Origin of the sequence: Acetobacterium sp. (genome assembly GCF_036508315.1) — a bacterium.
GTDB lineage: Bacteria > Bacillota > Clostridia > Eubacteriales > Eubacteriaceae > Acetobacterium.
The window spans coordinates 1-12403 of sequence record NZ_DATCHP010000059.1 but is presented as its reverse complement, the minus strand read 5'-3'; the positions used below and the strand labels follow the sequence as shown (position 1 = coordinate 12403).

Sequence of the window (12403 nt, the reverse complement as noted above, 5' to 3'; positions counted from 1 at the left end):
AAGAAGCTTTTCTATTGTATCGTCATTTCCCTGCGTTGTCAAGCTGTTTGTTTGTTTTATTTTGTTTTTATCTGGTTCTGTTTCGCTGCCCCATTTGAGACAACTTTTAAAGTATACCCTTCTTAATTCTCTGTGTCAATGCTTTTTTTATTTTTTATATCTGCATGGTTAATCTGCTATAATTCCCACCTACTGTCATAGCTAAGACAGTATGCTTTAGTTTTTTTCACTCTAGGACTTCAAACTTTTGCAGTTCATCTGATATTATTCTTCCTTGTTTGTTAATCCTTGCCCCCACAATCCTAAATCAAACAAAATCGGTGTCAGGCTTAATGCCTCATGAGTCAGAGAATATTCCACTTTTGGAGGTATCTCATTATATGCTTCCCGATGAACGATGCCGCACTCTTCCAATTCCCTTAAAGAACTGGTTAACATATTGCTGGTAATCCCCTTGATTTGCCTTTTCAATTCATTATAGCGAACCGTTTGATTTCCTAAAGTACAAATAATGGGAAGTTTCCACTTTCCATCAATTAGTTTGAGTGCATGTTTAATCATACATCCCACTGGGTTAGCACATTTCTTATCATTATCCGGTCTACCATTAAAGACTGAACACGTTTCACCGTTGATGCACTGGTTATTTTCCATTATTATCTCCAATACTCTGAAATTTCTTAGTTAGTTACTATTTTCTGCCTACTTGTTTTCTATTTTGTTATTGATATAATCATATAAGATCATACAAAATAAATCAATGTTTACCAGGAGGTAAAGATGAACGAAGTTATTAATTATCTCAATGAATGCGGTGTATTTTTTATCAGCACCGTTGATGGCCGCAAACCTAAGGTTCGCCCTTTTGGATTTGCAATGGACTATAACGGAAAAGTTTGCATCTGTACCAGTAACAAGAAACCATTTTTTAGTCAAATTAAAGTTAATCCATCTGTGGAGATCTGTGCTTCAAAAGGTGCCAAGTGGATGCGTTTATATGGGGATGCTGTTGTTTGTACCACATCTGCATCTCAGGCAAAAGCTTTAGAGGTTATGCCAATGTTGTCAGGCATGTACTCAGTGGGAGATGGCTCATTTGAAATCATTGCACTTGATAATGCCATTGCCGATTTTAACACCATGACTGGTGAACATCATCAAGTTATTCTTTAATTTTATTGTATTCCCCCATAAAGAAAAAGGCGATCAACAAATGATAAGCAAGATTATATCAATACGCTTTTAAATTGACGTTGGTTGAAAAATGAAGTCGTGCAACTCAGTCTCCGCTACGCTACGCCTTCGTCGCGCCAGTCGCCAGATGGCTCCTGGCTAAAAAAATAAAGAAGATATAAAAACCCAAGTAAACTTGATTTTTATATCTTCTTTATTTTTTTGCCGCATGGCTCGTTGTTTCGCGCAAAATAAAAGCCCCGCTACGTCCTATCCTCCCAGGCAGTTACCCACCAAGTACTTTCGGCGCTGGAAGACTTTACTGCTGTGTTCGGTATGGGAACAGGTGTGGCCCTTCCGCCATCGTCGCGAGACTAATTAACTTTATTTAATTTAATTTACTTGAACAGTATACTTCCTTTTCAAACCCTTGTCAATCTTTTTCTTTTAAAATCTTTTCCAGGATTGCCATGAGTTTTTCTTCGCAACTTTCAATTGTAAAATTTTCTTTCTTTAAATAGTCAAAATAGGTTCTGGATCTGGCAATGGTGATGAGGGATGCACCTCTTACAAGCCGTTTAAAAATGCCGAATTTTTCGGGATTGTATTCAAAATTCTCAAGGACTGAAAAATAATCCAGATCAATATCGAGAATAAAGGCTTCCTCTTCCAAGCTTTCAACTGAAAAGTCAGCCTCTGAGAACATCGTGTCTTCAAGACTCCCAAAATTATTTTCAGCCACTAAATAGTGGTGACCTTTCGGATATTGATGCTTTTCCATACAGTTAATCATATGGTAATCTTTTAAGTACCCCAAAGTCATGGCTGTATTAATATGCTCATCGTTTCGCATTACATCCATGACTGTTTCTATGGTTTTAAGATTTAATGGATCAATGGTTGCCATCACTTTTTTTTGAAACTTAGCTACCAGAACCTCTTCTCTATCCGGATCCATTGCCATTGCTTTCTGGGTGGCATACAGCCAGAAAGGCGGATTGGTATCGGGATGATAGTCAATACTTACCAAAGTATAAGCTTTACTCGTTTCTTGAGATAATTTTCCCCAAATCAAAAGGGTATATTGGTGATCATCCACCACCAGGATCTTTTTATCTCGATAAATCGCAGCCTTCGGATGCAGGTTATTTTGGGTTATTGCTATGATCAATGACTTGGCAAGGGGAAAATCATCAACTTTCAATCGATGTAAGAACGCACTCTTAGTTTAGTTCCCATTGACACGCAAATTTTTCGACAGGCGTCCTGGTCTTCTTCTGATAATATGTTCACAATGGTAAAAACGACATTGGTATGGGCTTTCGCCAGACGTCCAAAGTCAATTAGTGCATCAAAGGCATTATCAAAAATAGGCCGACAAAGGGCATCATACTCATTTCTGTTTTTTGCATTGAGACTAATAGAAACTGTATCAACGGCTCCGTCTAATTGCGGCGTCATATCTTTTTTAAAAATGAGGTTGCCATGACCATTGGTATTAAGACGTATTTTAATGGGATAAATTTTTTTAACTGCCTTTGAAACCCTACATATTTCGTCCAGTCGATAAGAGGGTTCACCATAACCGCAAAATACCAGTTCATTATATTTATTAAGTTTTCTTTTTAAAATATCTTCGAATATTTCCTCTTCAGTAGGTTCTCTTTCCAGCCATAGCTCATCCACACCATTTACCGTAGGTTCATCCTTTCGAATACAGAAAGCGCAGGCGTTGCTGCATCGATTAGTTATATTTACATATAAGGATCTTCCGAATTCATAGGTAATCGTCATTTTATTTTCTCCTAATTCATTTTTCGTTCATATATAAAAGAGGTTATCCTCTAAAAGTTCTCTATATATTAAAATCTGTATAATTTTATAGTAAGAAGATACTAATATTTTACCATATTTATTTAGAAAGTCAAAAAAAAAGGTTGTTTTCCCTTGCATTTTTAAGAAAAAAAGCACACTTATAGACATTTCTGCCAACCTCATGTACTTCTATCTGTTTGCTATTTAAATTTTTGAATCCGGTAAGTGGATATTCCCTGAGGTAAGGTCATTTCAAAAAGCTTCTTTCCACTGGTAAAATCAACTTCTGTGAGGGCTGCCAGTCCATCCGTATTATCTCCCCAGCCAATGGTATATACTTCCCGACCATCGCCGACCTTCTGGGCACTTCCCCCATCCATTGTGGTGTGTCCCGGGATTTTGTATTCCTTGTATTCAAGAACTTTTTTATTTACTTCGTCTAACTTTAATTTTAATATGCGGGTTTGTCCTGAATTATTGCCATCGTCAAAAACAGTCAGATAGCCATCATCTGTTAATCTTACATAATTCTGTTTCGATGTTTTTTGATCTTGGGTGAGTCCAAATTCATCCCCTGCTCCTGAAAGCTTCCAGAGGATAGCCCCAGTTTCTCGATTGATTTTCATAATCGTGTCTAAGTTTCGAAAAGAACATATGAGGTTGTTATCCACCGGATCAATGGTCATCGAATTAAAATTTGCATAATCCGGACTTTGATTAGTCACATTTCCGTAATCATTGTTTTCTGTACTGAGTGCATACAGTTCAGGGTGAGCGTCTGATGTAAACTCAAAAATAACTTTGTCATCTTTCACTTCCTGAATAAGGGTTTGCACGACCTTTGAGCCCATTGGATTTGGGGCCAGGGCGGCTGGAATATTGTTTACAAATTTCAGTTGATAGGCTGAAACGATATAGTGATCATCGTTAATTAAGATAAAATCGTGTCCATCGACCGGATCTCCCACTTTTGCATTTTCGCTTCCTAACAGGGTAATTGTTTTAATTTCACGATAATTCTCGTCGAGGATCACTCGTTCTCCAAGGCTGTTATTAGAAAATGCACTGCCATCAGTACCCGGATATGATCGTTGATAGCTATATCTTATCTTGCCATCTTCAAGAACATGCTTTTTAAAGTCCCAATAGGTTTCACCCTTGGCTTTATCCAAAGATTTTGCAATATAATAAATAACCTCTCCTTTGGAATTGAGTTCGTAAAGCACGGCGCCTCCGGATTTAAGGGTGGCATAATAATTCCCATCATAGGGACTCTCTCCTGTGGCAATCATCTGCGGCAATTGGGATGACAGGGTTCTCAAATAGATGATCCGCTTATCTTTTTCATAACCAACTTCAATTTTAATGAGTTCTCCTGATGACAATTGATCCAATTTGAGTTCAATTGTATTCCCTGCGCCAATGCCTTTATCGTTAATCTTTACAGTGGCACCCACTTCATTTTTAAGTTTAATTGTATTTGGAGTGACTGAGCTTAAACTGACCGCATCATAAGTGGCGCCATTATCTGCCAATGGCAGTTCAACATTAAATCCGTTGATTTCAAGGTTAAGGGTTTTATCTGACATCAGTGTATTATCCCTGCCTGCATAGGCCAGGGTAAAACTGACTAAAATGATTAAAAGCACTGCAACACCGATTGAAACAATTATAAATTTTCTCGAACTATCCATATATTCTCCTTCTTTTTCAAAAACATTATCTTATAGATCTCTTAAAATTAGCACTATTTTTCTTTTTAAGAAAAGCACCGTTAACTCCTCGGATTTTTTTAATATATAAAACAAGGTGGGAAAGCGTGACAAATATCAAAAATCCAACCTATAATACCACAACCTTAATATTTAAGCCTGATTCCACAAAAAAAATTAATTTTAAACTTATTATATGCATTGTCCTATTGTAACGCATTCTTCCCAAAAGGTAAATACTCCCTTTTGTTTTAATATAATCCTTTTTAATGCATATTCAGGCTTTTGCATATTTTAATGGCTATGATAAAATAATCCTTATGGAGGCTCTTCAATGAAAAAAATACTTTTACCTTTAATCGCCCTGCTTTTTTGCATTCTTATTCTATTTTCAGGATGTCAAACTTTATCATCACTCAATAAATCCTTTACACCCCAGGATTCCCTGGCTGTTCATTACCTGGATGTCGGTCAGGGAGATGCCATTCTTCTGGTGGACAAAGATGATACCATGCTCATCGATGGCGGAAATCCGGAAAACGGACCGGATATTGTTAATTATCTTAAACGTATAGGCATCTCCCAATTGGATTATGTCGTAGCGACTCATAATCACAACGACCATGCCGGAGGCTTAGCCGATGTTGTTGCTAATATTGATGTATCGAATTTATACGTAACCCATTCCGAAGAAACAACGGCGTCTCAGAATATCATTAAAGCAGCTAACAATAAAAACGTACCCATTTCAACCCCTGCACCGGGAACCACACTTAACTTTGGTGGATCTGCCATTGTTTTTTTAGGACCTCTTTCCCTTCATGAAAACGTCAACGATGATTCCCTGGTGTTCAAGGTCACCCGTGGCGGAAATCGCTTTCTTTTCACCGGTGATATGGCGAGGGCCGCTGAACAGGAACTTCTTTCCCAAAACCTCGATCTTGAAGCGGATGTCTTAAAAGTTGGTCACCATGGCAGTTCAACCTCAACCGGCTATGTGTTTCTTCGTGCTGTGAATCCCCGGTACTCAGTTATTTCCTGTGGTGCTGGCAATGATTATGGTCACCCTCACGAAGAGACTTTAAGCCGACTCAACGATATTGGGTCAACGGTTTTTCGTACAGACCTTCTGGGAACGGTCATCGCAACCAGCCGGGGGGATCAGTTAACCTTTAATAAAACAGGCATTTCCCCAACTCAGGAATATCAGGTTGTGGACAATGGGCTTGTTTCAATGCCAAATCAAGAGACTCCGGAAACAAACAGCGATCCTGTTTCAGCGTCCTTTATTGGCAATCGGAATTCAAAAGTCTATCATTTACCCACCTGCCCCAGTTTACCCAGGGAATCCAACCGGGTCTATTTAAATAGCTTTGAAGAAGCTCTCGAACAGGGTTTCACGCCCTGCGGCGTCTGCAAGCCACCAAGCTAGCATTCACTTAATTGTAGATTTTAACAGACAAAAGGCATGATACGATGAAAAAATCATCGTATCATGCCTTTTGTATTGGAAAGATTTTTGTTTTTCAGTTTTTTTTAATCCTTATAAGGGTTATACTGTGATCCGACGATAAAGGGTTACGACCTTATCTTGTGTGATCAATTGGTATTTTTCAGCAAGAATATCATAAATTTTTTGATTCGTTTGTTTATTATTTGCCATGACAATCCATTTTGGAGGATTTTTTTCAAGCATCTCATTGGTCGCACTAATGACGTTGGGATCGTATAATCCCCACCATTCCTGCAAGGTAAAATACTTGTAACATGGCATGATATCTGTCATTATAAACCAACCAGCCGGAACAGAATAACCCAGAACACTGTTACGGTCTGCTAACGGAATTAAATTTGCAGTACTCAGGGCGGTATCATAATATTCTTTTTGAGGTTGCTTGATTAACAAGTCAGCATTATCTTGAGCGGCAAAATAGGACAGACTCAAATAGATGCCGCTTGTTGTAAGAAATAATGTGAGTACACCAATCGTAATAATACGATGTCCCTTTTGCCACAGCTCTTTTCCTTTTTCAAGGGTAAGATCAATAAATAAAACGATCCCCAACACAAAACAGGGGGTTGTTAAAATAAAATAATGATAGTAGTTTCCTCCCATTGACAGTGAAAAAAAGGTCACCGTGGAAGCAACGGTTAATAGTAATCCAATGGTTTTTTTCTCTTTTTTTAAACAGTAGTAAATTCCCATGACCCCTGAAAATATAACCGGCGATACGTAATAAAAGAAATAGAGAAGATCTGCTGCGGTTGTGATTCCTTTTGCAGTCTCTGCATACTTAAAATTAAAAAGGAAGGTTGCATAGAGCATTTCTCCAAAAGCATTATTCATTAAGAAATATATGGCGATTCCCGAGAATATGAAAATTGAACCACTCAGGAAGGCTAACGCATTATCGAAAAAATTCCGATACGCTTTGTTAATGAGCAGATGGATCATGATAACCAATACTATGGCACCAATGAGCACTGCATTATTTAATCGAATAAATATAATGAGGGTAAAACAGATCCCATAAATCAAAGCGAAAAGCGGCGGATGTTGTGCTTTTCCATTTGATTCTCCTTTAAGCGACTTCAGTGATAAATAAAGTGGCAGAAAAAGAAATGGCAGGCTATATTCCTCGGTTAAATTTCCACCCTCAAAAGTAACGGTTAAAATTAATAAGAAGAAAATAATCGGAATCCATGACCATTTTTTGTTTAAAAACAACTGTCCGATTTTAAAAATCAAAGTAAGATTAGCCACCATGAAAACCCATTGAATGAAAAAATTGCCCAAACGATTTGGCATGATCAACCACCCAAAGGCTTCTATAAAAAACAAAATAGGACCTTTATGATCAAATAAATCCAGGTATGGCATATACCCTTTTGTAATTCCTTTTCCAATGAGCATAAATAGCGAGGAATCTAAAACCCCAAAATTATTGCTGAATAATGGACTGGTTGAATAAGAATAAAAAAGTAAAAAAACGAATGCAATGAAAGACAGCACTCCATAATGTACTATTACCTTTTTTTTTGAATTCATTTAATTATGCTCCTTCACAATGTAAATGGGTCGTTTTTTTGTTTCCAAATAGGTTCTTGCCATGTACTGGCCCAATATACCAATGCAAAATAATTGAATGCCACCAATAAAAAAGATGATACACACCAGCGACGGCCAACCAAAAGCTGAACCATGCCACATCATTTCCCTGATAATAATGACCACTATGGCTAAAAAGGATAAGACGAAAAAAATAAATCCTGTCACTGAGGCTATGGCCAGCGGCGCCGTGGAAAAAGAAATGATCCCTTCTAAGGAATAAAGAAACAATTCCCAAAAAGACCATTTTGTTATTCCCGCAACACGTTCTACATTTTCGAATTCGATCCACTTCGTATTAAAGCCAACCCATTCAAAAATTCCTTTTGAAAAACGATTATATTCTCCAACCTTTAAAATCGCTTCTACCATCGGCCGCTTCATCAGCCGGAAATCCCGGGCCCCCTCCACAATATCTGTTTGAGAAATTTTATTGATAAACCGATAGAAAGCCTTAGCAAAAAAAGAACGTATGAAAGGTTCTCCTTGTCTGGTTGTCCGACGGGTTGCCACACAGTCGTATTCATCGGTAAGAAGTGTTTCATACATCAGGATTAGTAATTCCGGAGGATCCTGTAAATCAACATCCATAATAGCCACATAATCTCCGGTGGCATGATTAAGCCCAGCATAAATGGCTGCTTCTTTTCCGAAATTTCTGGAAAAGGATAGGTATTTTATGCGACTGTCTTTTTCACTGAGATTTTTTATCACCTTTAATGTTTCATCCTTAGAACCATCATCTATAAAAATAATTTCAAAGTTCACCTCTGATAATCGAAGAATAACCTCTTTAATAAGGGCGTTATAACAAATGGGTATGGCCTCCTCTTCGCTATAACAAGGAATAATAATACTTATTTTTTGTTTTTCCATAGCTCTTCACTTTCACAATCGTTAGAATACTAACTTTTTCCGGGTATCGTGTCATTATAAAAGACTTTCCTTTAAAATGAATTACCATTGATTATAACACGAACAAAATAGAAAAAGAAACTCCCCCGATGATCTAAATTTTAATTCCTTATTTATTAAGGTTTGAAAACATTTCCGACCTCAACAATAAAGGCCGGAAGGCTCACGCTTTTGTGGTAAGACTTCCGGCCTTTTGTTTTTATTCCCTTAAGCTTCTTTGTATACATCCGCATGAATAAACGGTGCCAGGCGTTTTGCCAATACCACACTTAGCCCAATTTTAATGATATCAGCCGGTAGTGTCATCAGCAATCCCGATACCATTAATGCTCCAACCCCCATCGGGGTATTGAGGTAATAATTGGCAATGAAGTAGTACCAGGTTAAGCCCAGTGCATAGATCACCGCTGTTCCGGCAATCGCCGCCAAAATCAATCGAAGCATTGATGGCTGCGTTTTTCTTTCCGCTATCCATCCGGTTACAAAGGCTCCCAGAGCAAACCCGATGATATACCCGAAGGTTGGGTGGAATACATAAGCCAGGCCCCCGCCACCGGAAAATACTGGAATCCCTGCCAAACCCACAAAGATATAAACAAGGACAGATACCAATCCAGCCCTTGAACCCAGTAGTAAGCCCGCCAATAACACAAAAATGATTTGAAGGGTAAAGGGAATCCCCGGAAGCGGAATTTTAATTAAAGCTCCCACTGCAATAAGGGCTGTAAATAGTCCACATAGAATCAGCGTTCGTATAGTTAATGGTTTTCTTTCTATCATTTTCTTTATTCCATCTTTCTAATCGTAATTTCACCTGAATTTATAGTCTCTAACTCTCCGGCTTCATTTTCAACAATCAAGCCGCCATCTTCACTAATATCAACAGCCCGGGCAAAAGACCAATTATTCTGTTGATGCACTTTTATTTTATGACCTAATACCATGGACCGTTTCTTATACTCTTCTAAAAAGTCGCGATTTTCTAAATCTTCACATAATTCTAAAACCGCATTAATGATTTCGCCAGCTAAACGGTTTCGGGTAAGAAGATCTGGTTTTTCTTCAAATAATGATCCGGCGATTTCTATTAGATCCGCTGGGAAATTATTTTCCGGCAGTCTGAAATTCAAACCGATTCCGATGATTACACATTCCACCAAACCGGTTTCAAAATTAGTGACCGCCTCGGTGAGAATGCCACAAATCTTTTTATCGTCTAAATAAATATCGTTAACCCATTTAATTTGAAGATCCTTATTTGCGACTTTTTTAATGGCGCGACATACCCCTACCGATGCTGCTGTTGTAACCAGTACAGCCTTGTCGGCATATACATTGGGACGTAAAATAAGACTCATATAAATGCCACTGTTTGCCGGAGAAAAAAAACGACGGCCTAATCGTCCCCGGCCCTGGGTTTGTTCTTCTGAAATGATCACGGTACCCTGGATTGCTCCATCCAAGGCCATTTTCTTTGCCACCTGATTGGTTGAGCCAATGGTTTTATAGGCTTCAATGATTATTTCCTGATTTTGGGGGCCAAGCCACTGGCGTATCCCTTCAAAAGAAATAACATCTGACCCGGTCTCCAGACGATACCCTTTATTGGTGGTGGCACCGATGCTATAGCCCTCTTGTTTTAAAGAATTAATAGCCTTCCATACTGAAGACCGTGAAATATTTAATTTTTTTGCAAGTTGTTCCCCGGAAATAGTGGTTTCTCTATTTTCTTCTAATGCTTGCAATACCGATTTTTTTACCGACATGTTTTCACCTCTTCTTCTTATTCTACACGAAAAAAAACCATTGTCAACCAATAATTGTTTTGTTGTCGACAATGGTTTTCCTGATTTATTCAGTTTTATTATTTTGCCAACACCTCTAAGGCTTTGAGAATAATATCAAAATTTTTCTTTATGCTTTCCAGGCTCCAGTATTCATCCGTTTGATGACTCATGTTTGGTTCTCCCGGAAATCGTCCTCCAAAAGCCACCGCATTATCAAAAGCTCTTGCATAGGTTGCACCACCGCTGGTCACAGGACCGGTGGTGTCGCCGGTGTAGTCTTCGTAGACTTTTTGGAGCGACTTTATTAAGATACTTTCTTTATCCACATGCAAAGGCGCCTGCTCCTCAATGATTTTAAGTGAAAACCCTAAAGGTTTAACAGCCCTGGAAATATTTTCTTTTATAATGGATTGATCGATGGTCACCGGATAACGGATATCACATTCTAATATGGCCCTTTTGCCATCTACCCGGGCAATAGAGGGATTCAGAGTGAGCTGACCAGAAACCGCATCGGATAATGCTATATCAAAGCCCTCCCGGGTTGCTATTTTGATCAAATCCAAGAACGGATGTTTAATTCCTCTGGATTTTAATTTTTCAGCTAAACAGAAAATTGCATTAATTCCCTTATCAGGTTCAGCCGAATGTGCTGATTTTCCTTTGCTTTCGTATATGACCCCTTCAACAATGGCTTTGGCATAATCAGGGACGGCATTAGACTGGTTACCGCTGAAAAATGTCATTGCTTTTGTTGTTGAGCCTAAGTCCTTCTCTAAACGAACTCCCAATAATCCTTTTTCCGCAAAAATAGCAGGATACCTGGAGTCCGGGGAAAAAGAGCAAACGGGAATTTCTTCGGTGGCTTTATAACGCTTCATACAACGCCATTCGCCTCCTTCCTCATCGCCTCCGACAATGAGACGAATCCGTTTACTTAAGGGCGACCCTGCTTCAGCCAGGGCTTTCATGGCATAGAGTGAAACCATGGTCGGGCCTTTATCATCAATGGCACCGCGTCCAAAGAGTTTATCCCCCTGGCGTGTTAAATCAAAGGGAGGCACGGTCCATCCGCCGCCAACCGCTACGGTATCGACATGGGTAAGCATCGCCATCATTTCTTCGCCTTCACCTATTTCAATAAACCCACAGTAACCATCTAAATTTTTAGTTTTAAATCCAAATTTCTTTCCCAAATCCAGAATGTAGTTAATCGCATCATTAATACCGGTACCCAGTGGCGCTTCTGATGTAACGGGACCGGCATCTCCATTGGTGGATACTATTCTTAATAATCCTTTTAAATCTTTTAGAAAGCCCTTTTCATCAAAATCATTATTTTCTGTTTTGCTTTTCTCGGATGATTTCCCAATATATTTAAAGCGTTTCAGGATGACTCCATCCCGCTCAATTTCTTCATTCCACATTGATGCCGGACGAATCCAGATTCCCCCTTCACCGTACAGTGGTCGATAAACCACCATTGGTTCAAGTGTTTCGCTGTGTTTTCCCAGGTAAATTACTTCGTATTCATTTCCTTTGAAATGTTGGTAACGGCCCGGTAAAATAGTGTCCTGCTTAGTTGATTGGTCCATTATTCTTCCTTTCACTTTTTCTTAAACTGTGTTATCATAAATGGAGATTCTTAAAATCAATTTTATTTTCAGATAAACGTCTTTTGGTAATATCTGATCATTATTATATCACGAATGCCTGAATTTTTTTGTACTCTTATCAACCAAAGTTTTTTTGGTATATATTTACAGAAAACTTAACCCATTCTGTATTTTTATATAAATAATAAATAAAAAGGAGATTTTTATGAAAACAAGACAGGAAATTAAAATGATTTCCAAACAGCAATTTTCTAATACTTACTGGATTTCCGTTGG

General features: G+C 38.4%; 11 protein-coding genes and 1 rRNA gene. 2 read left to right on the top strand and 10 right to left on the bottom strand.

Annotated elements, in window-relative coordinates:
* Positions 1 to 264: 264 nt before the first annotated feature.
* Complete coding sequence (locus tag VIK44_RS07620; RefSeq protein ID WP_331553256.1) at positions 265 to 654, bottom strand: helix-turn-helix domain-containing protein; 390 nt, start codon at positions 652 to 654, stop codon at positions 265 to 267.
* A gap of 126 nt (positions 655 to 780) precedes the next feature.
* Here VIK44_RS07620 and VIK44_RS07615 point away from each other — a divergent pair, with 126 nt between their 5' ends.
* Positions 781 to 1173 (top strand): pyridoxamine 5'-phosphate oxidase family protein, encoded by a 393-nt coding sequence (locus VIK44_RS07615; protein ID WP_331553255.1) that lies wholly within the window; start codon positions 781 to 783, stop codon positions 1171 to 1173.
* A gap of 257 nt (positions 1174 to 1430) precedes the next feature.
* On the opposite strand, the gene rrf is transcribed toward VIK44_RS07615, so the two are convergent.
* The 4 genes from rrf to VIK44_RS07595 all read right to left on the bottom strand — a co-directional run bounded on the left by rrf (position 1431) and on the right by VIK44_RS07595 (position 4682).
* A 5S ribosomal RNA gene (gene rrf, locus VIK44_RS07610) occupies positions 1431 to 1547 on the bottom strand.
* Between the two features lie 59 nt (positions 1548 to 1606).
* Positions 1607 to 2377, bottom strand: a complete 771-nt coding sequence (locus tag VIK44_RS07605; RefSeq protein ID WP_331553254.1) for a UPF0489 family protein — start codon at positions 2375 to 2377, stop codon at positions 1607 to 1609.
* Positions 2374 to 2967: a TatD family nuclease-associated radical SAM protein gene (locus VIK44_RS07600; RefSeq protein WP_331553253.1), complete on the bottom strand. Its 594-nt coding sequence runs from the start codon at positions 2965 to 2967 to the stop codon at positions 2374 to 2376. The genes VIK44_RS07605 and VIK44_RS07600 overlap by 4 nt, the downstream gene beginning before the upstream one ends.
* 221 nt (positions 2968 to 3188) lie before the next feature.
* Positions 3189 to 4682, bottom strand: coding sequence for an arylsulfotransferase family protein (locus VIK44_RS07595; protein WP_331553252.1), 1494 nt, complete (start codon positions 4680 to 4682; stop codon positions 3189 to 3191).
* A gap of 352 nt (positions 4683 to 5034) precedes the next feature.
* On the opposite strand from VIK44_RS07595, the gene VIK44_RS07590 reads away from it, so the two are divergent.
* Positions 5035 to 6132: a ComEC/Rec2 family competence protein gene (locus VIK44_RS07590; protein ID WP_331553251.1), complete on the top strand. Its 1098-nt coding sequence runs from the start codon at positions 5035 to 5037 to the stop codon at positions 6130 to 6132.
* Between the two features lie 120 nt (positions 6133 to 6252).
* Here the strand turns inward: VIK44_RS07590 and VIK44_RS07585 are convergent, their stop codons facing one another.
* From VIK44_RS07585 to VIK44_RS07565, 5 genes are all read right to left on the bottom strand, one after another.
* Positions 6253 to 7749, bottom strand: a complete 1497-nt coding sequence (locus VIK44_RS07585; RefSeq protein WP_331553249.1) for a hypothetical protein — start codon at positions 7747 to 7749, stop codon at positions 6253 to 6255.
* A complete protein-coding gene (locus tag VIK44_RS07580) occupies positions 7750 to 8685 on the bottom strand; it encodes a glycosyltransferase family 2 protein (protein ID WP_331553248.1) in 936 nt (311 codons plus the stop codon). It lies immediately after the preceding gene.
* A 246-nt stretch (positions 8686 to 8931) separates the two neighbouring features.
* Positions 8932 to 9504, bottom strand: a complete 573-nt coding sequence (locus VIK44_RS07575) for a biotin transporter BioY (RefSeq protein WP_331553247.1) — start codon at positions 9502 to 9504, stop codon at positions 8932 to 8934.
* A 5-nt stretch (positions 9505 to 9509) separates the two neighbouring features.
* Positions 9510 to 10490, bottom strand: a complete 981-nt coding sequence (locus VIK44_RS07570) for a biotin--[acetyl-CoA-carboxylase] ligase (protein ID WP_331553246.1) — start codon at positions 10488 to 10490, stop codon at positions 9510 to 9512.
* A gap of 98 nt (positions 10491 to 10588) precedes the next feature.
* Positions 10589 to 12106: a Sapep family Mn(2+)-dependent dipeptidase gene (locus VIK44_RS07565; protein ID WP_331553245.1), complete on the bottom strand. Its 1518-nt coding sequence runs from the start codon at positions 12104 to 12106 to the stop codon at positions 10589 to 10591.
* Positions 12107 to 12403: the final 297 nt, after the last annotated feature.

Coding starts and splice junctions, on each gene's coding strand:
- VIK44_RS07620 (WP_331553256.1), bottom strand. CDS start 654: ATGGAAAATAACCAGTGCATCAACGGTGAAACGTGTTCAGTCTTTAAT.
- VIK44_RS07615 (WP_331553255.1), top strand. CDS start 781: ATGAACGAAGTTATTAATTATCTCAATGAATGCGGTGTATTTTTTATC.
- VIK44_RS07600 (WP_331553253.1), bottom strand. CDS start 2,967: ATGACGATTACCTATGAATTCGGAAGATCCTTATATGTAAATATAACT.
- VIK44_RS07595 (WP_331553252.1), bottom strand. CDS start 4,682: ATGGATAGTTCGAGAAAATTTATAATTGTTTCAATCGGTGTTGCAGTG.
- VIK44_RS07590 (WP_331553251.1), top strand. CDS start 5,035: ATGAAAAAAATACTTTTACCTTTAATCGCCCTGCTTTTTTGCATTCTT.
- VIK44_RS07585 (WP_331553249.1), bottom strand. CDS start 7,749: ATGAATTCAAAAAAAAAGGTAATAGTACATTATGGAGTGCTGTCTTTC.
- VIK44_RS07580 (WP_331553248.1), bottom strand. CDS start 8,685: ATGGAAAAACAAAAAATAAGTATTATTATTCCTTGTTATAGCGAAGAG.
- VIK44_RS07575 (WP_331553247.1), bottom strand. CDS start 9,504: ATGATAGAAAGAAAACCATTAACTATACGAACGCTGATTCTATGTGGA.
- VIK44_RS07570 (WP_331553246.1), bottom strand. CDS start 10,490: ATGTCGGTAAAAAAATCGGTATTGCAAGCATTAGAAGAAAATAGAGAA.
- VIK44_RS07565 (WP_331553245.1), bottom strand. CDS start 12,106: ATGGACCAATCAACTAAGCAGGACACTATTTTACCGGGCCGTTACCAA.